At 63.4% G+C, this 26,082-nt stretch carries 20 protein-coding genes, 1 pseudogene and 1 riboswitch; of the genes and pseudogenes, 12 read left to right on the top strand and 9 right to left on the bottom strand.

What is annotated here, in order from left to right; all coding sequences use genetic code 11:
• Positions 1 to 141: 141 nt before the first annotated feature.
• From ACIU1A_RS12275 to ACIU1A_RS12285, 3 genes and pseudogenes are all read right to left on the bottom strand, one after another.
• The gene (locus ACIU1A_RS12275; RefSeq protein WP_404927396.1) at positions 142 to 1,635 is read right to left on the bottom strand and encodes an FAD-dependent monooxygenase; all 1,494 of its coding nucleotides are present in this window, start codon (positions 1,633 to 1,635) and stop codon (positions 142 to 144) included.
• 528 nt (positions 1,636 to 2,163) lie between these two features.
• Positions 2,164 to 3,538, bottom strand: a pseudogene (locus ACIU1A_RS12280) (PleD family two-component system response regulator).
• A gap of 33 nt (positions 3,539 to 3,571) precedes the next feature.
• Positions 3,572 to 3,943 carry a response regulator gene (locus tag ACIU1A_RS12285; protein WP_140501538.1) on the bottom strand — a complete coding sequence of 124 codons (372 nt, stop codon included), beginning with the start codon at positions 3,941 to 3,943 and terminating at the stop codon, positions 3,572 to 3,574.
• 236 nt (positions 3,944 to 4,179) lie between these two features.
• Here ACIU1A_RS12285 and ACIU1A_RS12290 point away from each other — a divergent pair, with 236 nt between their 5' ends.
• Positions 4,180 to 4,479 carry a DUF3572 domain-containing protein gene (locus ACIU1A_RS12290; RefSeq protein WP_140501536.1) on the top strand — a complete coding sequence of 100 codons (300 nt, stop codon included), beginning with the start codon at positions 4,180 to 4,182 and terminating at the stop codon, positions 4,477 to 4,479.
• Between the two features lie 146 nt (positions 4,480 to 4,625).
• On the opposite strand, the gene ACIU1A_RS12295 is transcribed toward ACIU1A_RS12290, so the two are convergent.
• On the bottom strand, positions 4,626 to 6,128 hold the full coding sequence (locus ACIU1A_RS12295; protein ID WP_404927906.1) for a hypothetical protein: 1,503 nt from the start codon (positions 6,126 to 6,128) through the stop codon (positions 4,626 to 4,628).
• Positions 6,129 to 6,222: 94 nt separating this feature from the next.
• Positions 6,223 to 6,810 carry a GNAT family N-acetyltransferase gene (locus ACIU1A_RS12300; protein WP_404927397.1) on the bottom strand — a complete coding sequence of 196 codons (588 nt, stop codon included), beginning with the start codon at positions 6,808 to 6,810 and terminating at the stop codon, positions 6,223 to 6,225.
• Between the two features lie 65 nt (positions 6,811 to 6,875).
• Here ACIU1A_RS12300 and ACIU1A_RS12305 point away from each other — a divergent pair, with 65 nt between their 5' ends.
• Positions 6,876 to 8,204, top strand: coding sequence for a DNA polymerase IV (locus tag ACIU1A_RS12305; protein ID WP_140818793.1), 1,329 nt, complete (start codon positions 6,876 to 6,878; stop codon positions 8,202 to 8,204).
• Between the two features lie 23 nt (positions 8,205 to 8,227).
• Here the strand turns inward: ACIU1A_RS12305 and ACIU1A_RS12310 are convergent, their stop codons facing one another.
• Complete coding sequence (locus tag ACIU1A_RS12310) at positions 8,228 to 8,734, bottom strand: hypothetical protein (RefSeq protein WP_140501529.1); 507 nt, start codon at positions 8,732 to 8,734, stop codon at positions 8,228 to 8,230.
• A gap of 179 nt (positions 8,735 to 8,913) precedes the next feature.
• Between ACIU1A_RS12310 and ACIU1A_RS12315 the strand changes: the two genes are divergently transcribed.
• Positions 8,914 to 9,795: a DMT family transporter gene (locus ACIU1A_RS12315; protein ID WP_404927398.1), complete on the top strand. Its 882-nt coding sequence runs from the start codon at positions 8,914 to 8,916 to the stop codon at positions 9,793 to 9,795.
• Between the two features lie 17 nt (positions 9,796 to 9,812).
• Here the strand turns inward: ACIU1A_RS12315 and ACIU1A_RS12320 are convergent, their stop codons facing one another.
• From ACIU1A_RS12320 to ACIU1A_RS12330, 3 genes are all read right to left on the bottom strand, one after another.
• Complete coding sequence (locus tag ACIU1A_RS12320) at positions 9,813 to 11,996, bottom strand: ion channel (protein ID WP_404927399.1); 2,184 nt, start codon at positions 11,994 to 11,996, stop codon at positions 9,813 to 9,815.
• On the bottom strand, positions 11,885 to 14,209 hold the full coding sequence (gene dnaE / locus ACIU1A_RS12325; RefSeq protein WP_404927400.1) for a DNA polymerase III subunit alpha: 2,325 nt from the start codon (positions 14,207 to 14,209) through the stop codon (positions 11,885 to 11,887). The genes ACIU1A_RS12320 and dnaE overlap by 112 nt, the downstream gene beginning before the upstream one ends.
• 109 nt (positions 14,210 to 14,318) lie before the next feature.
• Positions 14,319 to 16,331 carry an acetyl-CoA carboxylase biotin carboxylase subunit gene (locus tag ACIU1A_RS12330; RefSeq protein ID WP_404927401.1) on the bottom strand — a complete coding sequence of 671 codons (2,013 nt, stop codon included), beginning with the start codon at positions 16,329 to 16,331 and terminating at the stop codon, positions 14,319 to 14,321.
• 201 nt (positions 16,332 to 16,532) lie between these two features.
• Between ACIU1A_RS12330 and ACIU1A_RS12335 the strand changes: the two genes are divergently transcribed.
• From ACIU1A_RS12335 to gcvP, 9 genes are all read left to right on the top strand, one after another.
• A complete protein-coding gene (locus tag ACIU1A_RS12335; protein WP_404927402.1) occupies positions 16,533 to 17,660 on the top strand; it encodes an S-(hydroxymethyl)glutathione dehydrogenase/class III alcohol dehydrogenase in 1,128 nt (375 codons plus the stop codon).
• Positions 17,661 to 17,725: 65 nt separating this feature from the next.
• Complete coding sequence (gene gfa, locus ACIU1A_RS12340; RefSeq protein ID WP_404927403.1) at positions 17,726 to 18,295, top strand: S-(hydroxymethyl)glutathione synthase; 570 nt, start codon at positions 17,726 to 17,728, stop codon at positions 18,293 to 18,295.
• 64 nt (positions 18,296 to 18,359) lie between these two features.
• A complete protein-coding gene (locus ACIU1A_RS12345) occupies positions 18,360 to 18,827 on the top strand; it encodes a YaiI/YqxD family protein (protein WP_140495857.1) in 468 nt (155 codons plus the stop codon).
• 24 nt (positions 18,828 to 18,851) lie between these two features.
• On the top strand, positions 18,852 to 19,529 hold the full coding sequence (locus ACIU1A_RS12350) for a DUF1345 domain-containing protein (protein WP_404927404.1): 678 nt from the start codon (positions 18,852 to 18,854) through the stop codon (positions 19,527 to 19,529).
• Between the two features lie 116 nt (positions 19,530 to 19,645).
• Entirely contained in the window at positions 19,646 to 20,530 is an 885-nt protein-coding gene (locus ACIU1A_RS12355) for a cytochrome b/b6 domain-containing protein (protein WP_224705260.1), read from the top strand.
• A 1-nt stretch (position 20,531) separates the two neighbouring features.
• Positions 20,532 to 21,323 (top strand): molybdopterin-binding protein, encoded by a 792-nt coding sequence (locus ACIU1A_RS12360; RefSeq protein WP_140685944.1) that lies wholly within the window; start codon positions 20,532 to 20,534, stop codon positions 21,321 to 21,323.
• Between the two features lie 221 nt (positions 21,324 to 21,544).
• A riboswitch (glycine riboswitch) is annotated at positions 21,545 to 21,631 on the top strand.
• Between the two features lie 148 nt (positions 21,632 to 21,779).
• Entirely contained in the window at positions 21,780 to 22,877 is a 1,098-nt protein-coding gene (gene gcvT / locus ACIU1A_RS12365; RefSeq protein ID WP_140738554.1) for a glycine cleavage system aminomethyltransferase GcvT, read from the top strand.
• 7 nt (positions 22,878 to 22,884) lie between these two features.
• Complete coding sequence (gene gcvH / locus ACIU1A_RS12370) at positions 22,885 to 23,253, top strand: glycine cleavage system protein GcvH (protein ID WP_140495853.1); 369 nt, start codon at positions 22,885 to 22,887, stop codon at positions 23,251 to 23,253.
• Positions 23,254 to 23,270: 17 nt separating this feature from the next.
• The gene (gene gcvP / locus ACIU1A_RS12375) at positions 23,271 to 26,081 is read left to right on the top strand and encodes an aminomethyl-transferring glycine dehydrogenase (RefSeq protein WP_404927405.1); all 2,811 of its coding nucleotides are present in this window, start codon (positions 23,271 to 23,273) and stop codon (positions 26,079 to 26,081) included.
• The last annotated feature ends 1 nt before the right edge of the window (position 26,082 follow it).

Consider the following 26,082-nt stretch of genomic DNA (forward strand, 5'->3'; position numbering starts at 1 on the left):
AAGTGGTCCAATGGTCCAACCAATTTCTGCACAGATGGTACCTCCTGTCAACGGGATGTCAGGAGACCTAGCACCGTAAAAGCTCGCAACGCATGACAAGCACGCGTTTGCGGGCGATGCGCCAGGCCGGCCTCGACCCTGCTACGCCACATCAACGCGCGGCCCGAACCAGGTGGTCAGCGCATCGGCCAGTCCCTGTTGGCTTCCGGAACCAACCCATGCCACGTACCCGTCGGGGCGGATCAGCACCGCGTCGGGCCCGGCGACGGCCCCGAGAACTGGCAGCTCCCAATCGCCGTCGTACACGGCGTCGACCTGCTGGACCCGATCCGCCCACGGCTTGATGTCAAGTCTGCCGGGCGTGCCGAGGTTGATCAGCACCGGCCGGGCATGGTGCAGCAAGGTAAACAGCCGCACCGGCCCGCTGGCGGTGAGCAGATCGAGGTCGGGTATTCGCCACCCAAGCAGCGCGTGCCCCTCCCCGAGGTCGTAGTGGACACCCAGGCCGGACATCTCTGCGGCGATTCGTTTGCGTGGTTCATCCATGGCGAGCAGTTCGGCGATGGTGTCGCCCAGGGCTTTGGTGCGGTCATCCATGCGGCGAAGCGCGACCTGCGCCATCGTGTTGCGCAACACGCGGGCGGCGACCGGATGGCGCTCGGCATGGTAGCTGTCGAGCAGGCTGTCCGGTGATGCCCGTTTGACGACCTGGGCCAGCTTCCATCCCAGGTTGACCGCGTCCTGCACGCCGATGTTGAGGCCCTGTCCGCCCATTGGGGGATGGATATGCGCAGCGTCGCCGGCCAGCAGGACACGTCTGTCGCGGTAAGCGGCAGCCTGGCGCGTCATATCGGTGAAACGAGAGAGCCAGGTCGGACTGTGGACGCCGAAATCGGTGCCATAGATAACGGTGAGCGCCTCGCGGAGATCGTCCAATGTCGGTTCACCACCGATGATCAGTCGTTTCTCGGTCAGCACGATGCCCAACCGGTCGCCGTCCTCGATCTTGCCTATCGCATGGGTTCCGTGGGCGTCGCTGCGAAAGCCCAATGGCGGTTCTTCCGACATCTCGACCTCGGCGATCATCCAGCTCATCGTCGGATCCCATCCAGCGAATTCGATGCCCGCCGCCTTGCGGATCGTGCTGCGTCCACCGTCGCATCCGACGAGGTACTGCGCCTTCATCCGTCGGCCATCGGAAAGCCCCACATCCACGCCACTGTCGTCCTGCATGAAATCCGTGACTTCCTGTCCGCGATGGATCGGCACCCCCAATTCGCTGATCCAGTCGGCCAATATCCGCTCGATGTGGTTTTGCCGCAGCGCCAGCAGATAGTTGTGCCGGATGGGAAAGTCGCTGATGTCCAAACGGATCATGTGGAAGCCGACGGTCGGGAAGCATCGCCCCTGGCAGAGGAACCGGTCGGCGATCCCGCGCTGGTCGAGCACCTCGATTGTGCGTGCGTGCAGGCCACCCGCGCGCAAACCAATCAGCTGCTGGGTCGGGCGCCGCTCGACAATGGCGACGTCGATGCCCGCCAATGCGAGTTCGCCTGCCAGCATCAATCCTGTCGGGCCGCCCCCGGCGACAATCACCGCATGATTTCGACGCGATCCATCTGTCGGTGCACGCATTCCCGTCACTCCGCTCCTATTGGCTAGGGCCGCGGTTTTACGGGAGGAACCCGGGCTTGAAGCAAGCCCCTTGGGCGCCATATGTATGAAGTGAGGAGCAACGCCCTCCGCCGGATAGCAAGAGAGCGTGCGCCGCAGCTCTCCACATCGTGGCTCGCCTTTTACAGTCCAAATGCTGTCGATATCCTGTGCGCAAAAAGCTCCTGATATCCGGAGCTTGGCGCAGAATCCTGATGCTATTTTGAAAGGGGGCCGGTCGGCGTTTGGCAGCGGTACGAGGAGGCCACTATGTGCCAGCGCCGGCCGGCCGACCCCACGGACCCAGGAGATGCGGCGGACCTGAGCATCATGGGGTATTTTTTGATCGACCCGGCTGTCTGTCCTCGTGCCGGCGTCGCTCTGTCTGTGGCCGCACATTTGCGCAAGAGCTTATGAAAATCAACAGTTTCTTAACCAAGCCTCGTGAATCGCTTGGATTAAGGTAAATGGGTAACCTTGCCGGATTGACGGATACTCTTACCCGGTCCGTCAGGCAGCCTTGGCGACGACGCGGTTGCGGCCACCGCTCTTGGCTTCATAGAGCGCCAGATCGGCGCGTTTCATCAGCGCCGCCACCGTATCCACCCCCTTCAGCACCGACGACACGCCGACGCTGACGGTGACCTCGATGGCCTTGCCGTCAGGCCCGATGACGAACGGCATCTGGGCGATTTCGGCGCGGATGCGTTCGGCCACCTTTTTCGGCGATCGCTCCATCGGTGTCAGGCATGACCACTACGAACTCCTCACCGCCGAACCGGCAGGCCAGATCGATGCCGCGCACGTTCTTGCGCAGCCGCCGCGCGAATTCCCGCAGCACCTCGTCGCCACCGTCATGGCCGTGCGTGTCGTTAATCGACTTGAAGCGATCGAGGTCGGTGATCATCACCGACAGCGGCCGACGCCGCGCCACGGCGCGGTCGAACAGCGTCTGGAGATGGCTGTCGAGATAGCGGCGGTTGTGCAGCCCGGTCAGCCCGTCGGTCACCGCCATTTCGATCGTCTGCGTCACGCTGGCGCGCAATTGGTCGTTGTAGCGCTTGCGGCGCACCTGGGTGCGCAACCGCGCCGTCAGTTCCTGCTGGTCGATAGGCCGCATCAGATAGTCGTTGATGCCGAGTTCGAGACCACGGATGATGCGCTCCTCCTCGCCCTCCTCCGCCAGCAGGATGATCGGCAGGAAGCGTGTGCGATCGAGCGAGCGCAGTTGCGAGCAGAGCCGAAGCGGATCGAAATCGGCGAAGCTCGTCGAGATCATCACGCATTCATAGGGCGTCTCCGCCGCCTGGAAGAAGCCGGCATGCGGATCGCTGGCGACATCCAGGTCAGCACAGTCGCGCAGCATCTTCTGGACGCGCTCGATCGACGATTTGCGCTCATCGATCAGAAGCACTTTCGGCGTCGTGTCCTCGGAGGCGAAATTGCGGCTGAGCAACTCTTCGATGCCGATGTTGCGCGTGGTCGAGGCGCGCAGCCGCAACTCGTCGGTCAGCGACTTCAGCCTGACGAGACTCTTGACGCGCGTCATCAGTTGCAGGTCGTTGACGGGTTTGGTCAGGAAATCGTCGGCGCCGACCTCAAGCCCGCGCACCCTGTCGGAAACCTGGTCGAGTGCGGTGATCATTACCACTGGAATATGCGACGTCGCCGGATCGCCCTTCAGGCGCCGGCAGACCTCGAAGCCATCCATGTCCGGCATCATGACGTCGAGCAGCACGACGTCGACCTTGCCGTTCTCGCAGGTCTCGATTGCATCCAGGCCGTTGGTGGCGGTCAACACCTCGAAATATTCGGCCAGCAGCCGGACCTCCAGCAGCCTGACATTGGCAGGGATGTCGTCGACGACGAGAATCCGAGCGGTCATTTCACAAGGCTCCGGCTTTGGCGGCAAGGTGCATCAGGAATCACCCAGGTAAGACTTGATGGTTTCGATGAAGCGCGGCACCGAGATCGGCTTGGAGATATAAGCCTCGCAGCCGCCCTGGCGGATGCGCTCCTCGTCGCCCTTCATCGCGAAGGCGGTGACGGCAATGACCGGGATGACGTGCAGGTCGTCGTCTTCCTTCAGCCATTTCGTCACCTCCAGCCCAGACACTTCAGGCAACTGGATGTCCATCAAAATGAGATCCGGCCGGTGCTGACGCGCCAGATCGAGCGCTTCCAGACCGTTGCGGGTGCGAACTGTCTCGTAACCGCTTGCTTCGATGAGGTCCCGAAAGAGCTTCATGTTGAGCTCATTGTCCTCGACGATCATGACCTTCTTAGGCATCGATATCCCGTCCCGGCCGCTGTTCCGCTCGAAGGCGGCCGTTATGCGCCCTTCCGGGACGCACCAAACCCTACTCGACTCTACGGCAATATGATTGACGAAACGGAAACCTGCGGCGAGAAAAGCTGCTCCGTTTCCACCTCGGGTCCCGCACTGAAGAGGTAACGACTTGCCGCAAGCGACGCTTGCCATTACTGCGGAAGAGACTCACATTCCGCATACCCTGAAAGGTAATGATGGCAAACGCAGCGTCAATGCGCGAAGAGGCCGAAACCATTGCCGTGAAGGCTCTGGCCTTCGTCGCCTCTGATCCCGAACTGCTGCCTCGCTTCCTGGCCATCACCGGCATCGAGGCGCATTCGATCCGCAAAGCTGCCGGCGAGCCGGGATTTCTGGCCGGTGTGCTGCAGTTCGTTCTCGCCCACGAACCCACATTGCTGCGTTTTGCCGAGGAAACCGGCACGCCACCGGCCTCCGTCGGCAAGGCGTTGCGCGCGCTGCCGCTGGGCGACGATAACCACGAGCATTCGATATGAGTGACGATCCCAAGGCGGCGCCCCGATCGCCAGGTCGAGCGAAGTCTGACTCTTGTCGCCCGGTTTGAGCGACAAGCATAAAACGAAGGCTTGAGGCGCGTCGCGCCAATCCGTTCGAAGGCGACGCGCTTTGGTGAGCCGAGTGGCTACGGTGTCGGATCCGCCTGGTCCGTCTCGTCGCCGCCATCGTCAATGCTGTCGTCCTCGGCAGGATCGGCCGGCTTCAGCATGACGCCATTGACAATGACCGAACCGTCCGGCTTAGCGTTGACGACCCATTCCATGCGGCCGTCCGTCAAGGTCTTGCCGAACCCTTTCACCATCAGGGCCACAGGCACGTACTGCGCCACCTCCGGTTCCGATTTCGCCGCTTCCTGCAGGCCTTCGACGATCTTGTCGAAGCCGGCGACGTCCACCGTCACATTGGCTTCCGGCTTCTCGCCAGGAAACGTCATTTCGCCTTCCAAGGCGATTTCGGTATCCTTGTTCTTGATGGTGCTATGGCCAATGACCACCTTCGGCGTCTTGGCCATGAAATCGGTTTTGAGCTGCTCTCCGAATTCGGCCGACAGCGGCGGGTTCTTGTTAAGATCAAAGGCTTCGATTGCCTTCTTCGCCATGCTGTCGAGATCGATGTTGGCGCCGCCGAAGTTCAGGTCGATATCGGTCGGCAGCAGCGCCATGCTCCAGCTCGGCAGAAGCTGCTGCGGCACGGTCAACCCCGACGCCTTGATCCCGTAGCCGATCGTACCGCTCTGGGCGACGCCATCCATTCCGAAGGCGGTGCTGAGCTGCGCCGCGCCGAACGTGCCGACCGGGCTCTCGACCGCGAAATCCTTGAACCCGTATGTCCCGTCGATGCGCTCCCACACCGGAAGCGCGGCGAGCAGAAGCGATTTGAGCTGCGCCTGGTTGGCTTTCGGCGAGGCTTCGTTCTCATTGGCGACGGCAAATGCCACGAGATCGAGCAGCGGCTTGGTCTGCACGCCTTTGCCTTTGGCATCCACCGACAGTTCCGGTGATTTGACGGTGACCGGGAATTTCAGTCCGCTTTCGGGATCGTCGAATTTGATCGTCTCGACAAAGTTCGACACTTTTTGCGACAACGCGAAATCGATCCCGCCATTGGCAGCCTTGGTGGCGGCCATGGTCGCGGTGCCGCCGTCGGCGCTGACTTCCATGTGCTGCTTGGCATCTTGCGACACCATCGTCATGCCCGCCATCGAACTGGTGCCGCTGGTAAAGGCCGCCAGATTGGGGTCGTAGACACCGGAACCCTTGCCGTCCTTGATAGAAAATTGCGTGCTCTGCAGCCCCTGCGGCCCGTTGAACTCGAAGGAGGCGCTGTGCGAAAGATCCATCGAGACATCCCAGGTCCCGTCGCTGCGCGGCTTGACCAGCAGGGCGTAGGGCGCAAAGTCGAATTTCAACAGCTTCTGGTCGGGCAAGGTGCCGGCGAGCGCCTTGAAATCGAACATGATCTTGTAGGCGCCGCCTTCGACCGAGACCTTCAGGATGCCCTTGTCGAGGGCCTGTTTGCCGACATAGCGGGACAGGTTCTCGGATAGCTGCTTCGCACCCTGGCTGTCGACGCTCTGGCCGAAAGCGGGCGCGCTGAGCAGAAGCGCGGTAAAGGCGATTGGCAACATCCGGTTCACGTAGAATTCTCCGTTTGGTCGAAAAGGCAAAATTGTCTCCTACTTCTGGTAGGGAAAGACCGTCACAACTGCAAGACGGCGAAGTTCAGGCGCTCGGCTCCAGCACCAGCCGCATCAACGGCCGGCCCGCCTTGCGTTCCAGGAGCCGCTCGAACCCGGCCTTCTCGAACACGCGCGACGAGCCCACGAACAGCCCGATGGAGCGTGAATCCTTCGACAGGTCTATCGGGCAGGCTTCCACCATTCGCGCGCCGTTCCTGCGGGCGAACTCGATGCCGCCTTCGACCAGGCGATGGCTGATGCCCCGGCCCCGTGCCTTGGCGCGGATGAAGAAACAGGAAATTGCCCAGACGCTCGGATCCGATGCGTCCGCGGGATCGACCGGAGCCGAGCCCCGGCCCCGGTTGTTCCACTCGGGCACGTCGGCGCGCGGCCCGATCTGCATCCAGCCGACTGCCTTGCCGTCCTCGAACGCCAGCATGCCCGGTGGCGGGCCTGCTTCGATGCGCGCCCTGATGTGGTCTTTGTTGCGTTCGCGGCTGCTTTCGCGACGAGCCGCCGGCGCCAGCCGGAAATGCGTGCACCAGCAGCCGTAGCAGGCGCCCTGCTTGCCGAAGAGATCTTCGAATTCAGGCCAGAGCTCAGGCGCCAGCGGCACTATGGTCGTGCTCATGCGTTCTCCCCAGGCCAAGCTTGTCGCTAGCCTTGCACTGTCGTACCATTGTGTTTGTTCTCTTTATGTTCGCAGCGATGGCGGCTCCTGTCAATAATCCTGATCACGGTTTCTGCCGCGACTGCCTGGCCTTTCAGCGCGGCGACGCCAGGCGCTGCGAGCGATGCGGCAGCCCCAGGCTTGCCCGTCATCCCGAGCTGTACCGGCTGCATCTGGCCCATATCGACTGCGACGCTTTCTATGCGGCAATCGAAAAACGCGACAACCCGGCGCTGAAGGACAAGCCGCTGATCATCGGCGGCGGCAAGCGCGGCGTCGTCTCCACCGCCTGCTACATCGCCCGGATAAGGGGTGTGCGTTCCGCCATGCCCATGTTCAAGGCGCTCGAGGCTTGCCCCGAAGCGGTGGTTATCCCGCCCAATATGGAAAAATACGTGGTCGTCGGGCGCGAGGTGCGCGCCATGATGCAGGCGCTGACGCCGCTGGTCGAGCCGCTCTCGATCGACGAGGCGTTTCTCGACCTTGCCGGAACCGAACGGCTGCACGGCCTGCCGCCGGCGGTGGTGCTGGCCCGTTTCGCGCTGGCCGTCGAGAAGGAGATCGGCATCACCGTTTCGTCAGGTCTGTCCTACTGCAAGTTCCTGGCTAAGGTGGCGTCGGATTTCCGCAAACCGCGCGGCTTCTCGGTCATCGGCGAAGCGGAAGCCGTGGGTTTCCTCGCCGCACAGCCGGTGAGCATGATCTGGGGGGTCGGCAAGGCATTCAACGCCACGCTCGAACAGGACGGCATCCGCACCATCGGCCAGCTCCAGAAGATGGACCGTGGCGACCTCATGCGCCGCTATGGCGTGATGGGCGACCGGCTTTACCGGCTCTCGCGCGGCGAGGACGTCCGCCGCGTCGATCCCGACCAGGACGCCAAGAGCGTATCGGCCGAAACCACTTTCGACACCGATATCGCTTCGCTGGACGAGCTGGTCTCGGTGCTGCGGGGCCTTTCGGAAAAGGTCTCGGCGCGGCTGAAGAAATCCGGCATCGCCGGGCGCACGGTGGTGCTCAAGCTGAAGACGCAGGATTTCAAGATCCGCACCCGCAACCGCCAGCTCGGCGACCCGACCCGGCTCGCCGACCGTATCTTTTCGACCGGGGTCGAGCTGCTGCGCAAGGAAACCGACGGCACCAAATACCGGCTGCTCGGCATCGGCGTCAGCGATCTTTCCGCCGATGACAAGGCCGATCCGCCCGATCTGGTCGATATCCAGTCGCGCAAGCGGGCCATGGCCGAAGGCGCCATCGACGCGCTGCGCGACAAGTTCGGCCGCAAGGCGGTGGAAACCGGCTATACGTTCGGCAAAGGCCGCGACACCCACCCGCCAGAGCCGCTGGAAGACTGATAATGGATATCAGCTGTCGAGATTTAGGTGCGCTGCAGATCGATCCTGCTTGTCACCATGCTCTTGCCGGTTTTCGGATCAGTGTCGATCACCGTCAGCCGCATGCCGTTCTCGCCTCGTTTCTCGACCTTCATCTGCGCCTTTCGGTCACCATTGACCTCCTTGGCCCAGCGGATGCCGAGATTGATCGCGTTGCCCGAACGGGTGCCGTTCAATTGCGCAGGCCCGGTACGAGACCCGACATAAGTGCCGCTATATTTCGCTCCGGCAGTCCTCAGGTCCGCGCTGATGGCGCGCGTCACCACGATAAGCCCTCGGCAATTGCCATCGAGCGACAATGAGGTCGACGTCGCGTTTGACCTGAACGTGCAGGACACATTCACCGTCGGCGCGTCGGTAGTCACCTTGACAATGCCCTTGCCGGTGAAATTGCCCTTGAACGACTGGAGAAATCTGGACTCGTCGGCATGTGCCGCGCCTGCCGTGACCAACAGGCAGCCAGCAAGCGCAAATTGCGCAAATGATCTCATCGAAATTCTCCTATCGACATTGAAAGGCACCTGCGAAGCACTTCCGATATTCGGAACTCAACGCCCCCTGCCGTGCCAGGTTCCGCCTTCAACATGACTGTTTTGCAACATCCGGCTGGCCCAGAAGAATGCGGCTGCTAGCGGTTGCGGCAAAAGCCACGGCCTGCGACATAGCGGAAATGGCACCCACCCCTTCCATCCCCAAGGCCGCGTTCTGGATGGCGCTGTCGATCGCCTCGTTCCTGGCGATGTCGGTCGCGGGCCGCGCCACCACGGCCGAGCTCAACGTTTTCCAGGTGCTGGAGCTGCGCTCGATGATCGGCTTTTTCATCCTGCTGCCGCTGGTCATGCAAAATGGCGGCTTTGCCGCCATGCGCACTGGGCGCCCCCTCGCCCATGTCACGCGCAACGTGGTTCACTATACCGGCCAGGCGGCGTGGCTCTACGCCCTGACGCTGATCCCTTTGGCGGTGCTGATCTCGATCGAATTCACGACGCCGATCTGGACGGCGATCCTTGCGGTCACCTTTCTCGGCGAAAGGCTCACCCGGCCGAAGCTCGGCGCCGTGGCGCTCGGGCTGATCGGTGTCGTGATCATCGTGCGCCCAGGCGTCGGCTCGGTCGATCCGGGACATCTGGTCGTGCTGGGCGCGGCAATGTGCTTCGGCATCTCGCTGGTCCTGGTCAAGTCGCTGACGCGGACCGACAGCGTTGTGCGAATCATCTTCTGGATGTTGATCATCCAGTCGGTGCTCGGCCTGGTCCCGGCGCTCTACGAATGGCGCAACCCGTCGCTCGAGCTGTGGCCGTGGATTCTGCTGATCGCCTTCACCGGCATGTCGTCGCATTTCTGCATGGCCTGGGCGCTGAGCTACGCCGATGCCACCGTCATTTCGCCGATGGATTTCCTGCGCGTGCCGCTGTCGGCATTGATCGGCTGGCTGCTCTACCAGGAGCAGATCGACGCCTTCACCGCAGGCGGGGCATTGCTGATCCTGATGGGCAATATGCTCAACCTGCAGCGCCGGCAGCCAAAGCCGGCGCAAGCGGCGGCATCATAGCGCGCCTCAATCGCCCCTCAATCACCGCTGTCGGGTATGTTGAGGAGGTGGCCGCAGGCCTTGCAGTGAACGGCGTCCGGCTCGTGCCGTTGCAGGCCGCATTGCGGACAGGGAAAGAACACCTTGGCCGGTCGGAAGATCGCCTGCGCCAGCCTGACGAACAGCGATATGCCGATGATCATGGTCACGATCGCCGTCAGTTTCCCCGCCATTCCCGGCAGCACGATGTCGCCGAACCCGGTCGTGGTCACCGTCGCGACGGTGAAGTAAAGCGCGTCGATGTAGCTTTCCAGCCCCGCTCCGCTGCGGAAGAAGAAAGTGTAGACGAAACCGGTGATCACGAAGAGGAACGTCAAGAGATTGATCACCGCGTGGCTCGCTTCGCGCCAGGGCCGCAGGCCCTGCATCTCGAAATGCCGCCAGAGCGAACCGCTGCGCGACAGCGACCACAGCCGCAGAATGCGCAGAAAGCCGAGATTGGCGAGCGCCGTCGGCATCAGCAGCGTCAAAAGGATGAAAATGTCCACCCAGGAGGTCGGCTGCTTCATCAGCCGCAGCATGTCGTTCGAGGCAAGCAGCCTGGCAACCAGGTCGGCGGCGACCAGAGCCGCCACCGCATAGTCGAGCCACAGGAATGAGGCCGACTGCTGGATGACGGGCGTGGCGATGAAGAAGGCAATGATGGCCAGGTCGATGATGACCGCAACCAGCTGAAACCGAAAAGCCGCCGGCGTGCGGCCGTGGTAGAGCTTGCGCAGCGTGTCGCGCAGCCACGCCATTGTGGAACGGTCCTGCAATCCGTCGCTGTCTTTCGTCTTCATGGCAATTGCGGTGACTTGAGCGGCGGACGCCGCCCGGCGGATTGCCACCAGTCCCCGGAAGGGGCGATCACACCAGCTCCACTTCGACCACGCCTGGCACGGCGCGCATCGCCGAGGCGATTTGCGGCGAGACGCGGTAGCCCCCTGCAGGGCAATCTCCACCTCGCCCTGCGCTTCTTCCTTGATAACGATGATGCTCACCTGACTTTCACCACGCTGGGTAAGCTGCGATTGAATGATCGAGGCAGGCGCATCGTTTCTGACGAAGATGCGCAGTGCCTTCTGGATGCGGCTGGCCTCGTCCTCAAGCGACTGCACTGTCTGGATGCGCAGGTTGACGCCCTCCGGCCTGTCCTCCGCCGCCACGGTGATGACCACGGAGCGGCCCGGCTCCAGCATGTCGCGATACTGCGCCAATCCTTCGGAAAACAGCACCGCCTCATACTGGCCGGACGTGTCCGAGAACTGCACCACGCCCATCTTGTTGCCGGTCCGCGTCTTGCGCTCCTGCTTGGTGGTCACGGTGCCGGCGAGGCGCCCTGCGGTGGCACCGCGCTTGACCGCGGCCGAAAACTCCGCCCAGTTCTGCACCCGCATCTTCTGCAGCGCCGCCTTGTACTCGTCCAGCGGATGGGCGGAGAGATAGAAACCGACCACCTGGAATTCGCGGTGCAGGCGGTCGGCGGCGAGCCACGGTTCGGTCACGGGCAAGTTGAGCGCCTGCGACTGTGCCCCTAGAGACGCGCCGAAAATGTCGGCCTGGCCTGAGACGGCGTTCTGCTGCGCCAGTGACGCCAGCCCCATCATCCGCTCGACGCCAGCCATCATCGCGGCGCGGTCATGGCCGAAACAGTCTAGCGCTCCGGCCATGATCAGGCTTTCGAAGACGCGCTTGCCGACGATTTTCGGATCGACCCTCTCGCAGAAATCGGCCAGGCTCTTGAACGGCTTCTCGCCGCGCATGGCGACGATATGCTCCACCGCCGCGTCGCCGACTCCCTTGAGCGCGGCCATCGAATAGTAGATGCGGTTCTCGCCGACCTCGAAGGGACGAAAGCTTGATATCACCGACGGTGCCACCACCTCGATGCCGAGGCGCAGCGCATCCTGGCGGAAATCCGCGAGCTTGTCGGTGTTTCCCATGTCGAGCGTCATCGACGCCGCCAGGAACTCGACCGGATAATGCGCCTTGAGATAGGCGGTCTGGTACGAGACGACGGCGTATGCGGCCGCGTGCGATTTGTTGAAACCGTAGTCGGCGAACTTGGCTAGCAGGTCGAAGATGAAGTCGGCCTGCGGCTTGGCCACGCCGCGCTCGACCGCGCCCGAGACGAAGCGCTCACGCTGCTTGTCCATCTCGGCGCGGATCTTCTTGCCCATGGCGCGGCGCAAAGATCGGCTTCGCCCAGCGAATAGCCGGACAATTCCTGCGCGATCTGCATCACCTGTTCCTGGTAGACGATGACGCCTTGCGTCTCCTTCACCAGATGGTCGATCTTGGGATGGATCGACGCCATCTCCTCCTCGCCGTGCTTCCTGGCGTTGTAGGTCGGGATGTTCTCCATCGGCCCCGGCCGGTACAGCGCCACCAGCGCGATGATGTCCTCGATGCAGTCGGGCCGCATGCCGATCAGCGCCTTGCGCATGCCGGCACTTTCCACCTGGAACACGCCGACCACTTCGCCGCGCGACAGCATGGCGTAGGTCTCGGGGTCGTCGAGCGGTATCGTCGCAAGATCGATGTCGATGCCGCGGCGGCGTATCAGCTTCACCGCCGTCTCCAGCACCGTCAGCGTCTTCAGGCCGAGAAAGTCGAACTTCACCAGCCCGGCCTGCTCGACATATTTCATGTTGAACTGGGTGACCGGCATGTCCGAACGAGGATCGCGGTACATCGGCACCAGCTCCGACAGCGGCCGGTCGCCGATGACGATGCCGGCGGCGTGCGTCGACGCATGGCGATAAAGCCCTTCCAGCTTCTGTGCCATGTCGAGCAGCGTCTGGACGATCGGCTCCTTTTCGGCCTCCTCGGCAAAACGCGGCTCGTTGGCGATGGCGTCCGCCAGTTTTACCGGATTGGCCGGGTTCTGCGGCACCATCTTGGACAGCTTGTCGACCTGGCCGTAAGGCATTTGCAGCACGCGACCGACGTCGCGCAGCACGGCGCGGGCTTGCAGCGTTCCAAAGGTGATGATCTGGCCGACCTGGTCGCGTCCATATTTCTGCTGGACATAGCGGATCACCTCTTCGCGGCGGTCCTGGCAGAAGTCGATGTCGAAATCGGGCATCGACACGCGGTCCGGATTGAGGAAGCGCTCGAACAGCAGCGAGAAACGCAGCGGATCGATGTCGGTGATGGTGGTGGAATAGGCGACCAGCGAGCCCGCACCCGAGCCGCGCCCCGGCCCGACTGGAATGCCTTGCGACTTGGCCCATTTGATGAAGTCGGCAACGATCAGGAAGTAGCCTGGGAATTTCATCTTCTCGATGATGCCGAGCTCGAACTCGAGCCTCTCGCGGTATTGCTCGACCGTATAGCCCGGCGTCGGTCCGTGCGCGGCAAGCCGGGCCTCCAGCCCTTCACGCGCCTGGCGGGCAAGTTCGGCGGCCTCGGCCTTCTCGGCTGCGTCCTTGTCCGACGCGTCGCCGCCGGTAAAGCGCGGCAGGATCGGGCTGCGGGTTTTCGGATAGTAGGAGCAGCGCAACGCGATCTCGACCGTGTTGTCGATCGCTTCCGGCAGATCGGCGAACAACGCTGCCATCTCAGCCTGGCTACGCAGGAAGTTATCCGGTGAAAGCCGGCGGCGATTGTCCACGGCGACGACCGAGCCCTCCGCTATGGCGATCAGCGCATCATGCGCGTCATAATCGTCGCGCGAGGAGAAGAACGCCTCGTTGGTGGCGACGAGCGGTAATTCGTGGGCATAGGCGAGATCGATCGTGGAATGTTCTATCAGCCGGTCGTAACCGGAAACTCGTTCCAGTTCGACATAGAGCCGATCGCCGAACAGGGCTTTCAGGGTCGACAGCCGGGTCTCCGCGAGATCGCGTCGATCCTCCTTCAGAGCCGCGCCGATAGGGCCGCGGGGACCGCCGCTGAGGCAGATCAGCCCGTCGGCCTGGCCCTCCAACATCTCGCTGGTCAGATGCACCGCCTCGCCGGGCGGCGTCTCCAGATAGACGCGGCTCACCAGCCTGACCAGATTGGAATAGCCGGCCTCGGTCGCCGCGATAAGCACGACTGACCGCATCTCGGGCCCCTGCCGCCGGCGGTCGCGCTGGCCGTCGACATTCTCGCCGGAAAAGGCGAGCGCGATCTGGCAGCCGATGATCGGCTGGATGCCGTCCTTCACCGCCTTCTGCGCGAATTCGAGCGCGCCGAACAGATTGTTGGTGTCGGTGACCGCGATAGCCGGGCACTCATCCTTGACCGCATGGCCGATGATCTTGCCAAGCTGGAGCGCGCCTTCCAGCAGCGAATAGGCCGAATGCACGCGAAGATGCACGAAAGGACGCGCCGGCGCTTCGGGCGCCGCCGCCTTCACGGCCGCTTCGCGCAGCAAGGGGTCGCGTGGAAGTCTGTCATCCGCCATGTTTTTTCGCGTTTTCCGAAGGACTTGAGTCGATCAAGATGTATTGTCCGGCACCGGGCTATGCCAGTCCAGCACAAACGAACATCGGCCACAGGCTTCCGCCTCCGCTTCAGGCGAATTCCATGATCACCGCGTCGACGGCCAGGCTGTCGCCCGGCTTGACGTTGAGTTTCGCCACCACGAGATCGCGCTCGGCGCGCAGCACGTTCTCCATCTTCATCGCCTCGACGACGGCCAGAGTCTCGCCGGCTTTGACCTCCTGGCCTTCGGCGACGGTGATCGACACGACCAGGCCGGGCATGGGGCAAAGCAGCAGGTTGGAGGTGTCGGGCGCCAGCTTTTCCGGCATCAGCCTTTCTAGGGCGGCAATGCGCGGCAGCATGGCGCGCGCCGTCACCGAAAGCCCTTTCCAGGCGATGCGAAGGCCGTTTGGCGCCGGGCGCAGTTGCGCCACCATTTCGTGCCCGCCGACGCTGCCGCGCCAGACCAGTTCGCCCGGCCGCCAGGCCGACGAAACCGTCAGCGGCTTGCCGCCCTCGATGGACAAGTCGACTTCCATCGGAATGGAGATCATGCCCTCCAGGATGGAAGCGGACAGATAGTCCTTGCCGATCTTCACCACCCAGTCACGCTTGAGTGCCCCCGAATGCGGCGCCAAGCGCCCGCCCAGCCGGTCGAGCCGCTCGCGGCGCAGCAATTCGACCACGGTGGCGACCGCCGCCAACACGGCCTTGTCGTCATGATCGGGCAGGATCGGCGCAAAGCCGTCGGGATATTCCTCCGCGATGAATCCGGTCGAAATCCGCCCTTCCCGCCAGCGCGGATGCTGCATGAGCGCCGCCAGAAAAGGGATGTTGTGCTCGATGCCGTCGACGACAAAACTGTCCAGCGCTTCGGACATCGCGTCGATTGCCTCCAGCCGGGTCGGCGCCCAGGTGCACAGCTTGGCAATCATCGGGTCGTAGAACATCGAAATCTCCGATCCCTCGGTGACGCCGGTGTCGTTGCGGATGACGACGTCGCCGACTTGCCCTTCCTGTGGCGGTCGATAGCGCGTCAGGCGGCCGATCGACGGCAGGAAGTTGCGATACGGATCCTCGGCATAGAGCCGGCTCTCCACCGCCCAGCCATTCAGTTTCACGTCGCTTTGCTTCAAGGCGAGCTTCTCGCCGGCGGCCACACGGATCATCTGCTCGACCAGATCGACACCGGTGACAAGCTCCGTCACCGGATGCTCGACCTGCAATCGTGTATTCATTTCAAGGAAATAGAAGTTTTTCTCAGCGTCGACGATGAATTCCACCGTGCCGGCGCTCTGGTAGTCGACGGCCCTGGCCAGCGCCACCGACTGCTCGCCCATGGCCTTGCGCGTCCTGGCATCGAGGAAAGGCGATGGCGCCTCCTCGGCCACCTTCTGGTTGCGGCGCTGGATCGAGCATTCGCGCTCGCCGAGATAGAGTGCGTTGCCATGCGCGTCGGCCAGCACCTGGATCTCGATGTGGCGTGGATCGACGATGAACTTCTCGATGAACACGCGGTCGTCGCCGAACGAGCTGTTGGCCTCCGAGCGCGCCCGGTCGAAGCCGTCGCGCACCTCGGCCTGGTTCCAGGCGATGCGCATGCCCTTGCCGCCGCCACCGGCCGAGGCCTTGATCATCACGGGATAGCCGATCTCTCCGGCGATCTTCTCCGCGTGGTCGGCGTTCTCGATGACGCCGAGCCAGCCGGGAACCGTCGAAACATTGGCGGCGTTGGCGAATTTCTTCGATTCGATCTTGTCGCCCATCGCCCTGATGGCCTTCGGCTTCGGCCCGATGAAGACGATGCCCTCCTTCTCCAGCGCCTCGCAGAAGGACGCGCGCTCGGACAGGAAGCCATAGCCGGGATGCACGGCCTGAGCGCCGGTCGCCTTGCACGCCGCGATGATTTTCTCGGGCACGAGATAGCTCTGCGCGGCTGGCGACGGTCCGATATGCACCGCCTCGTCGGCCATCTCGACATGCACGGCATCGCGATCGGCGTCTGAATAGACAGCGACCGTGGCGATGCCCATCCTGCTCGCGGTCTTGATGACGCGGCAGGCGATCTCGCCACGGTTGGCGATCAGGATTTTGGTGAACATGCGGGCAAATTCCCTCCGGCGGACGGTCCAGTTCTATGGATTATGTCGCCATCTCTCAAGTACCGTGTGCGTGGCGCGAACGCTTGCGGTCAAGGGTATGCTACCTGCGTCAAGAAAGCCGATATTTCGTCTCATCTGGCGGTTGATGAGCAGGGCAAAACCTGAAAGCCTGAGCGCAAAATCGCGTTGGAGGATTGCCAGATGAAAACCCGCGCCGCTGTTGCCGTTGCTGCCGGAAAGCCGCTTGAGATCATGGAGGTCGACCTCGACGGCCCGCGCGAGGGCGAGGTGCTGGTCGAGATCAAGGCGACCGGCATCTGCCACACCGACGAGTTCACGCTGTCGGGTGCCGATCCCGAGGGCCTGTTCCCGGCGATCCTCGGCCATGAGGGCGCCGGCGTGGTGGTCGATATCGGCAAGGGCGTCACCTCGGTCAAAAAGGGCGACCATGTGATCCCGCTCTATACGCCCGAATGCCGCCAGTGCCCGTCGTGTTTGTCGCGCAAGACCAATCTGTGCACCGCCATCCGCGCCACGCAGGGGCAAGGGCTGATGCCGGACGGCACCTCGCGCTTCTCGATCGGGGGCGAAAAACTGTTTCACTATATGGGCTGCTCGACCTTCTCCAACTTCACCGTGCTGCCGGAGATCGCCGTTGCCAAAGTCAATCCCGACGCGCCCTTCGACAAGATCTGCTACATCGGCTGCGGGGTGACCACCGGCGTGGGCGCGGTCATCAACACCGCCAAGGTCGAGCAAGGCGCGACCGCGGTGGTCTTCGGCCTCGGCGGCATCGGGCTGAACGTCATCCAGGGCCTAAAACTTGCCGGCGCCGACATGATCATCGGCGTCGATCTCAACAACGACAGACGAGCCTGGGGCGAGCGCTTCGGCATGACGCATTTCGTCAATCCGAAGGAGATCGACGGCGACATCGTTCCCCATCTCGTCAACATGACCAAGCGCGGCGCCGACCAGATCGGCGGCGCCGACTACACGTTCGACTGCACCGGCAACACCAAGGTGATGCGCCAGGCGCTGGAGGCTTCGCATCGCGGCTGGGGCAAGTCGGTGGTCATCGGCGTGGCCGGCGCCGGCCAGGAGATCTCGACGCGGCCCTTCCAGCTGGTCACCGGGCGGACCTGGATGGGCACCGCCTTCGGCGGCGCGCGCGGCCGCACCGACGTGCCCAGGATCGTCGACTGGTACATGGACGGCAAGATCGAGATCGACCCGATGATCACCCACACGCTGAAGCTCGAGGACATCAACAAGGGTTTCGACCTCATGCACGAGGGCAAGTCGATCAGGAGTGTCGTGGTTTACTGAGGGCGGCCACACGCCGCAGGCAACGGGCCCGCGACCTCTGTGGTCAAAAATGGGAGGAGAAAAGCATGGCGGAAAAACTGCATCCGAAAATCGACAATGGTCTGCCCAGGGAGAGTGCGAGCTTTATCGGCGGCACGCTGGTCTGCGCCTGTACCAGCAATCCGGTCAAGGTGAAGGTCAAGGGCCAGATCGCCCACAACCACGCCTGCGGCTGCACCAAATGCTGGAAGCCCGAAGGGGCGGTGTTCTCGGTGGTGGCCGTAGCCGGCACCGGCGACGTCACCGTCGCCGAGAACGGCGACAAGCTGAAGGTGGTGGACCCGAGCGCGTTGATCCAGCGCCATGCCTGCACCGGCTGCGGCGTCCACATGCATGGACCCGTCGAGCGCGACCATCCGTTCAAGGGCTTGTCCTTCATCCATCCCGAGCGCTTCGAGGAGGATGGCTGGTCGCCGCCGGGCTTTACCGCCTTTGTTTCTTCGATCATCGAATCCGGTGTCGACCCGAGCCGCATGGACGGCATTCGCGGCCAACTGAAATCGATCGGCCTCGAACCTTATGACTGCCTCAACCCCGGCCTGATGGACTATATCGCCACCTGGACCGCCAAGAGGTCGGGAGCGCTTCCGGCCTGACGACCATGAGATTTGAGGCATGGGGCCGGACGGGTTGCCGGCCCCATGCTCATTTGGAGAGACAATGCCCGCACCCGCCATCCTCGTCGACGCAGACGCTTGCCCGGTCAAAGCCGAAGTCGAAAAAGTTGCCGAGCGCCACGGCGTCGTCGTCACCTATGTTTCCAATGGCGGCCTGCGCCCCTCCCGCGACCCAATGATCCGCAATGTCGTCGTGTCCAAGGGTGCCGACGCCGCCGACGACTGGATCGTGGAAAATGCAAAACCCAACGACATCGTGGTGACCGCGGACATTCCACTGGCCGCACGCACGGTGGCGCTCGGGGCCCATGTATTGGGGCCGACCGGACGTCCCTTCACGCCGGAAACGATCGGCATGGCGGTGGCGATGCGCGACTTGAAGCAGCATCTGCGCGAGACCGGTGAAAGCAAGGGCTACAATGCCAGCTTCGCACCGCAAGACCGCTCGCGGTTTCTCGGCGAACTCGACCGCATCTTGCGGCGCGCTCTAAAATCCGCCACACCGCAGTAGAAGCCCAGCGCCATCGGAACCATCATGGCCGCCGAAATCCCGTCCAGGACGCCCATGCACCGGCACATGCTGTTCGCGGTGTCGGCTTGTGTCGGCGTCTTTGCGCTTCTGCTGGCGTTGCTGCTTCACGCGCCGCTCGCTTATTCGTTCGGCGCCAACGCCTTTTTTGCCGCCTATGTCACGCTGGTTGTCGCGCAGATGCCCAAATTCACCGGCATCTATCTCAGCAAGAATGCGCGTGACACCGACCAGCCTGTGCTGGTCATCTTCGCCGTCACGCTGGTCGTCGTCGGCGTTGCCATCACAGCACTGTTCCAGTTGATCAACCAGAAAGGCAGTTCGAACGCGATGGAGCTCGGCTTCGCGCTGCTATCGATTCCCCTCGGCTGGTTCACCATCCACGCCATGGCGGCATTGCACTATGCGCATGTGTACTGGATGGACGGCGACCTGGTCGATGCCGGAACCAAGAAGAAAATCCCGGTCGGCGGCTTGCTGTTCCCCGGCGACAAACGGCCGGAAGGCTGGGATTTTCTGTACTTCTCGACGGTCATCGGCATGACGGCGCAGACCGCCGACACCAACATCTTGACAACCCACATGCGCCGCGTCGTGCTTGTTCATTCGATCCTGTCGTTCTTCTTCAACACGGTCATCGTCGCCGCCGCCGTCAATCTCGCCGTCAGCCTGGGCGGCCCTTGAGCTTCGATCTGATATTTTCGTGATCGATGAAACATCGGCTTGGCTGGCGACGTATCAGGAGGAGAATGATGCAGACAGCGGCCGCGCCGGATGGAACGGCCAGGAAGCGAGACCAGATGGAATCGGTTGCCATGAACCAACCCGCCGCCAGCGCGGACAGTGACGCTACGAAGGCCACGACATTGATCTACCGGCAATCGGCCTGGACGCGGCTGACGCACTGGCTGTGGGCCATCTCGCTGTTCTTCATGCTGCTTTCCGGCCTCCAGATCTTCAACGCCCGTCCGCAGCTCTATCTCGGCAAGCAGTCCGGCTTCGACTACAACAACACCGTCTTCGCTATCGGCGCCGAGAACACGAATGCCGGGCCGCGCGGCTATACCGAAATCCTCGGATACCGCTTCGACACCACCGGCGTGCTCGGCTGGTCTGGGCCGGCAGGACAAGAGACGCCCCGCGCCTTCCCGTCCTGGGCGACGATCCCATCATACTACGACCTCGGCACGGCACGCGTCGTGCATTTCTTCTTCGCCTGGGTGCTGACGACGACGCTGCTTGTGTGGCTGGTCGCCAGCCTGGTCAACGGCCACATCAGACGTGACCTCGCCCCTCGCCTGGACGATCTCAGGCGCCTGCCGCAAGATATCGTCAATCACGCCAGGCTGAAGTTCCACCACACGCGCGAATACAACACGCTGCAGAAAATGGCCTATGGCGGCGTGCTGTTCGTGCTGTTGCCGCTGATGATCCTCACCGGGCTCGCAATGTCGCCAAGCATGAATTCGGTGCTGCCGTTCCTCAACGACCTGCTCGGCGGCCGGCAGACGGCGCGCACCATCCATTTCACCGTCATGGTGCTGCTCGTGGGCTTCTTCATCATCCATATTCTGATGATCGTCGCCGCCGGCCCGATCAACGAACTGCGCTCGATCGTCACCGGATGGTATCGGACCGACCCGCCGGCGCATCATGACGCAAAATCCTCCGAAAGGAGCGCCTGACATGGCAAAATTCGAGATCAACCGCAGGAAATTCCTGACCGCGGCCAGCCTTGGCCTTTCCGGTATCACGCTTTCAGGCTGCGATGCCTTCGACAGCCAGCTCGGCGTGGGCGACGGCCTGCGCAGCTTCCTCGAAAACGCCAACGATCTCACACACCACGCGCAACGTCTGCTCGCGGGCCGCGATTCGCTGGCGCCGGAGTTCACTGAAGCCGACATCCGTCAGCCGATGCGCCCCAACGGCGTGACGTCGCCCGACGACGATACCTACAAGGCCCTGCTCGCCAACAACTTCGCCGACTGGCGACTGGAGGTTTCGGGTCTGGTCGAAAAGCCGCTGTCGCTGACCCGCGAGCAGCTCATGAACATGCCGAGCCGAACGCAGATCACCCGCCATGATTGTGTCGAAGGCTGGAGCTGTATCGCCAAATGGACCGGCACACCGCTGTCGCTGGTGCTCGACCAGGCGGTGGTCAAACCCGAGGCGCGCTACGTCATGTTCCATTGCCTGGACACGATCGACCGCAGCCTTTCGGGCGACATCAAATATTACGGCAGCATCGACCTCATCGACGCCCGCCACCCGCAAACGATCCTGGCCTACGGCGTCAACGGCAAGCCGCTGCCGGTCGAGAACGGCGCGCCGCTGCGTGTCCGGGTCGAGCGCCAGCTCGGCTACAAGATGCCGAAATATCTCTACAAGATCGAGCTGGTCGACGGCTTCGCCGCCGTAGGAGCGGGACGTGGCGGTTATTGGGAAGACAACGGCTACGACTGGTATGGCGGGATCTGATCGCAATCGGCACGCTGCTACCGAGCCAGCATTGCCTAAGCGGCCTTGCCTCGTCGTCAAGAGCTGGGCCGGCCCGCACAGCCTCGCAATCCCAGTGATATCGGCCGTGTCTTGCCCAGCAAACAGCCTGGTTGGCGAAGACTGTCGGCAACACGTCGCCGGCAGGTGACAATCTGTCGTTGACGGGCTATGGATAACGAGTCGAGGGCTTTTGCGAGCCCTACCTGTTTGCGGGAGAGAGCAGCGAGAGCTGTCGCCGAAGGGGAAATCGCCCGAAATCTCTCAGGCAAAAGAACCGTAGACGGGAAAGACACTCTGGAAAGTCGGGGCCTGCCCCCGCGCCGAAGGTGTAAGCGCTGCCGACAGAGTTACGGGGCGCGAGTCTCTCAGGCTTCAGACAGAGGGGCACGGACTGGTCGCCATTCGCGACCGATTGCGTGCGACTCTGGAGAACACATGACGGGCGACACCAAACACCTTCCTCTCGAAGACGTCCACGCAGCTGCCGGTGCGCGCTTTGGCGCCTTTGCCGGCTGGTCGATGCCGCTGACCTACCCGGCCGGCGTCATGAAGGAGCATCTTCACACCCGCGAACATGCGGGCCTGTTCGACATCTCGCACATGAAACTGTTCAGGGTCAGCGGGCCGGGCGCGGTTCCCCTGCTCGACCGTGCCTGTCCGCTCGATGCGGGCGCGCTCGAAATCTCCCAGTCGAAGCTGACGTTTTTCCTGAACGAGGCCGCCGGCATCCTGGACGATCTGATCGTCACCCGGCTGGGCGATACCAACTTCATGGTCGTCGCCAATGCCGGCAACGCGATCGCCGACGAGAAGCATTTGCGCGAGCTTGCGACCGGCTTCGATGTCAAGGTCGAACCGCTCGACCGGGTCTTCCTCGCCATCCAGGGTCCCGAGGCCTGGGCGGCGCTTTCCCGCGCCGGTATCGAGACCGGGTCGCTGCTGTTCATGCATGGCATCGAACCGCGAAAGAACTGGTTCATGAGCCGGTCCGGCTACACCGGCGAGGACGGGTTTGAGATCGGCCTGCCTGAGGCAGACGCGCGCGGTCTCGTGGCGAAGCTGCTCGAAGACGAGCGCGTGCTGTGGATCGGCCTTGCCGCCCGTGACAGCCTGCGGCTGGAAGCCGGCCTCTGCCTGCACGGCCAGGACATCACCGCGCAAACCGATCCGGCAAGCGCGGCGCTGATGTGGGCCATCCCGAAGGACATCCGCGCCAACGGCACGTTTATCGGCGCCGACGCGCTGCGCGCCGCCGTCGAGCGCGGCTCCGCTCAGAAGCGCGTCGGCCTGAGGCCGGATGCCCGCCAGCCAGTGCGCGCCGGCGCCACGCTCTTTGACGCCGACGGCAATCCCGCCGGCCACGTAACCTCGGGCGGTTTCGGCCCGTCTGCCGGCCATCCCGTCGCCATGGGTTATGTCCCGACGCCCTTGGCGAAACCCGGAACTCGGATTTTCGCCGACGTGCGCGGAACGAAGATTCCCGTCGACGTTTCTTCCCTGCCTTTCCTCCCGCATCGCTACCGCAAAGGATAATTTTCAGATGGCAAAGACCTATTTCACCGCCGATCACGAGTGGCTCAGCGTCGAGGGCGGCATCGCCACCGTCGGCATCACCGACTACGCGCAGGAGCAGCTGGGCGACCTCGTCTTCGTCGAACTGCCCGAAACAGGCAAGAAGCTCGCCAAGGGCGACACCGCGGTCGTGGTCGAATCCGTCAAGGCGGCCTCCGACGTCTACGCGCCGGTCGACGGCGAGATCACCGAGGCCAACGCAACGCTGTCGTCCGATCCGTCGCTGGTCAATTCGGCGGCGACCGGCGCCGGATGGCTGTGGAAAATGAAGCTTGCCGACGAAAGCCAGCTCGCCAGCCTCATGGATGAGGCCGCCTACAAAGCCCATATCGGCTGAAATCAGGACGCATTGACATGACCGCAGCACCCTACCCCTTCTCGGCCCGCCATATCGGACCCGGCATTACCGACGTGAGAGCCATGCTGGCCGTCATCGGCGTGCCCTCGGTCGAGACGCTGATCAGCCAGGCCGTGCCGAGATCGATCCGCCTCGACCAGCCGCTGTCCCTGCCCGCGCCGGCCAGCGAAGCCGAAGCGCTGGCCGAATTGTCGGCGACCATGGCCCGGAATACGGTTCTGAAGAGCTTCATCGGCGCCGGATATCACGGCGTGCACGTGCCGCCGGTCATCCAGCGCAACCTGTTCGAGAACCCGGCCTGGTACACGGCCTATACGCCCTACCAGGCGGAGATCAGCCAGGGCCGCCTGGAAATGCTGTTCAATTTCCAGACGTTGGTTGCGGAACTGACCGGCCTGCCTGTGGCATCGGCTTCGTTGCTCGACGAAGCGACAGCGGTCGCCGAAGCGATCGGCATCGCATTGCGCCATCACCGCGACAAGCGCACCAAGGTGGCTCTCGCCGGCACGCCGCACCCGCAGACGCTGGATGTGGCGCGCACCCGCGCCGAGCCGCTCGGCATCGAGATCGACGGCGAGACGATCGACGACAACACAGCCGCCCTGCTCGTCTCCTGGCCGGACACTTTCGGCGTCTATGGTGATCACAAGGCGGCCATCGAAAAGGCGCGCGCGGCCGGCGCTCTGGTCGTCTTCATCGCCGACCCGCTCGGCCTGACACTGACCGACACGCCGGCAAGGCTCGGCGCCGACATTGCCGTCGGTCCGATGCAGCGCTTTGGCGTGCCGATGGGCTTTGGAGGCCCGCATGCCGCCTACTGCGCCGTTGCCGACAAGTTGACCCGATTGATGCCCGGCCGCCTGGTCGGCCAGTCGACCGACAGCAAGGGCCGTCCAGGCTACAGGCTTGCCCTACAGACGCGCGAGCAGCACATCCGCCGCGACAAGGCGACGTCCAACATCTGCACCGCCCAGGCGCTGCTTGCCAACATGGCGACAGCCTACGCCATCTGGCACGGCCCCGCCGGCCTTCAGGCAATCGCCGGGCGCATCCACGCGCTGGCCAGCCGCCTGGCAGCCGGGCTCAAGGCGGCAGGCTTGCCGGTGATCGGCACGAGCCGCTTCGACACGGTGACGGTGGAGACGAAGGGAAAGGCCGCGCAGATTGCCGCCGCCGCCGAAAAGGGCGGCCGGCTTCTGCGCGTCATCGATGCCGACCGTGTCGGCATCGCCTTCGACGAGACCTCTGACGAAACCGACCTGGAAGCCATTGCCGCCTTGTTTGGGGCCAAGCCAAGCGCGGAGGCCGCCGCCACCACGCCCGGCAAGCCGCGCGGCAAGGAGTTTCTCACCCAGCCCGTCTTCCACGAGAACAAGTCGGAAACCGAGATGATGCGCTTCCTGCGCCGGCTGGCCGACAAGGACCTGGCCCTCGACCGCGCGATGATCCCGCTGGGGTCCTGCACCATGAAGCTCAATGCCGCGGCCGAGATGATGCCTGTGAGTTGGCCTGAAATCGCCAACATGCATCCCTTCGCGCCGGCCGCGCACTCGGCAGGCTACCGCGCCATGATCGACGATCTGGAAGGCTGGCTTTCGGAGATTACCGGCTTCGATGCGGTAAGCCTCCAGCCCAACGCCGGCAGCCAGGGCGAATATGCCGGATTGCTGGCCATCCGCGCCTATCACCGCTCGCGCGGCGAGGGCCATCGCACGGTCTGTCTGATCCCGTCCTCCGCGCACGGCACCAATCCGGCGAGCGCGGCGATGGCCGGCATGAGCGTGGTCGTCGTTCGCTGCCTGGAGGACGGCAATATCGACATGGACGACATGAGGGCCAAGGCCAACGAGCATTCCAGGAATCTCGCGGCGCTGATGTTCACCTATCCCTCGACGCATGGCGTCTATGAAGAGGGCGCGCGACATCTCTGCGCCCTCATCCATGAGCATGGCGGCCAGGTCTATTTCGACGGCGCCAACCTCAACGCTCTGGTCGGCCTCGCCCGCCCGGGCGACATCGGCGCCGACGTCTGCCACATGAACCTGCACAAGACCTTCTGCATCCCCCATGGCGGCGGCGGCCCGGGTGTCGGCCCGATCGGCGTCAGGGCGCATCTGAAGCCCTATCTGCCGGGCCATGTCACCGAAGGCTCCGCGCATGCCGTGGCCGCAGCCCCTTTCGGCAGCGCCTCCATCCTGCCCATCACCTGGATGTACATCCGCATGATGGGCGCTTCCGGCCTGAAGCAGGCGACCGAGACGGCGATCGTTTCGGCCAACTACGTCGCGACGCGGCTCGCCCCACACTTCCCGCTCCTTTACAAGGGCAGGAGCGACCGCGTTGCCCATGAGTGCATCCTCGACACCCGCGTGCTCAAGGAGAGCGCCGGCATCAGTGTCGAGGACATCGCCAAACGGTTGATCGACTACGGTTTCCATGCGCCGACCATGTCCTTCCCGGTCGCCGGCACGCTGATGGTGGAGCCGACCGAATCCGAGCCCAAGCGCGAGCTCGACCGCTTCTGCGAGGCGATGATCGCCATCGCGGGCGAAGCGGCCAAGGTTGCGAGGGGCGAGTGGCCCCTGGCTGACAATCCGCTGGTCAATGCGCCGCACACCGCCGCGGAGGCGCTGGCCGGCCAGTGGAGCCATCCCTATTCGCGCCTGGAAGCGGCCTACCCCGCCGGAGACGCCGACATGGCGGCGAAATACTGGCCGCCGGTATCGCGCATCGACAATGTCGCCGGCGACCGCAACCTGGTCTGTTCCTGCCCGCCGCTGTCGGACTATTTGGGCGCGGCCGAATAGT

Source organism: Mesorhizobium maamorense, assembly GCF_044998965.1.
Taxonomy (GTDB): domain Bacteria; phylum Pseudomonadota; class Alphaproteobacteria; order Rhizobiales; family Rhizobiaceae; genus Mesorhizobium.

What these genes read in the sequence shown, in the direction of transcription:
- ACIU1A_RS12275 (WP_404927396.1), bottom strand. Translation starts at nt 1,635, where the DNA reads ATGCGTGCACCGACAGATGGATCGCGTCGAAATCATGCGGTGATTGTC.
- ACIU1A_RS12285 (WP_140501538.1), bottom strand. Translation starts at nt 3,943, where the DNA reads ATGCCTAAGAAGGTCATGATCGTCGAGGACAATGAGCTCAACATGAAG.
- ACIU1A_RS12290 (WP_140501536.1), top strand. Translation starts at nt 4,180, where the DNA reads ATGGCAAACGCAGCGTCAATGCGCGAAGAGGCCGAAACCATTGCCGTG.
- ACIU1A_RS12295 (WP_404927906.1), bottom strand. Translation starts at nt 6,128, where the DNA reads ATGTTGCCAATCGCCTTTACCGCGCTTCTGCTCAGCGCGCCCGCTTTC.
- ACIU1A_RS12300 (WP_404927397.1), bottom strand. Translation starts at nt 6,810, where the DNA reads ATGAGCACGACCATAGTGCCGCTGGCGCCTGAGCTCTGGCCTGAATTC.
- ACIU1A_RS12305 (WP_140818793.1), top strand. Translation starts at nt 6,876, where the DNA reads ATGTTCGCAGCGATGGCGGCTCCTGTCAATAATCCTGATCACGGTTTC.
- ACIU1A_RS12310 (WP_140501529.1), bottom strand. Translation starts at nt 8,734, where the DNA reads ATGAGATCATTTGCGCAATTTGCGCTTGCTGGCTGCCTGTTGGTCACG.
- ACIU1A_RS12315 (WP_404927398.1), top strand. Translation starts at nt 8,914, where the DNA reads ATGGCACCCACCCCTTCCATCCCCAAGGCCGCGTTCTGGATGGCGCTG.
- ACIU1A_RS12320 (WP_404927399.1), bottom strand. Translation starts at nt 11,996, where the DNA reads ATGGGCAAGAAGATCCGCGCCGAGATGGACAAGCAGCGTGAGCGCTTC.
- dnaE (WP_404927400.1), bottom strand. Translation starts at nt 14,209, where the DNA reads ATGGCGGATGACAGACTTCCACGCGACCCCTTGCTGCGCGAAGCGGCC.
- ACIU1A_RS12330 (WP_404927401.1), bottom strand. Translation starts at nt 16,331, where the DNA reads ATGTTCACCAAAATCCTGATCGCCAACCGTGGCGAGATCGCCTGCCGC.
- ACIU1A_RS12335 (WP_404927402.1), top strand. Translation starts at nt 16,533, where the DNA reads ATGAAAACCCGCGCCGCTGTTGCCGTTGCTGCCGGAAAGCCGCTTGAG.
- gfa (WP_404927403.1), top strand. Translation starts at nt 17,726, where the DNA reads ATGGCGGAAAAACTGCATCCGAAAATCGACAATGGTCTGCCCAGGGAG.
- ACIU1A_RS12345 (WP_140495857.1), top strand. Translation starts at nt 18,360, where the DNA reads ATGCCCGCACCCGCCATCCTCGTCGACGCAGACGCTTGCCCGGTCAAA.
- ACIU1A_RS12350 (WP_404927404.1), top strand. Translation starts at nt 18,852, where the DNA reads ATGGCCGCCGAAATCCCGTCCAGGACGCCCATGCACCGGCACATGCTG.
- ACIU1A_RS12355 (WP_224705260.1), top strand. Translation starts at nt 19,646, where the DNA reads ATGGAATCGGTTGCCATGAACCAACCCGCCGCCAGCGCGGACAGTGAC.
- ACIU1A_RS12360 (WP_140685944.1), top strand. Translation starts at nt 20,532, where the DNA reads ATGGCAAAATTCGAGATCAACCGCAGGAAATTCCTGACCGCGGCCAGC.
- gcvT (WP_140738554.1), top strand. Translation starts at nt 21,780, where the DNA reads ATGACGGGCGACACCAAACACCTTCCTCTCGAAGACGTCCACGCAGCT.
- gcvH (WP_140495853.1), top strand. Translation starts at nt 22,885, where the DNA reads ATGGCAAAGACCTATTTCACCGCCGATCACGAGTGGCTCAGCGTCGAG.
- gcvP (WP_404927405.1), top strand. Translation starts at nt 23,271, where the DNA reads ATGACCGCAGCACCCTACCCCTTCTCGGCCCGCCATATCGGACCCGGC.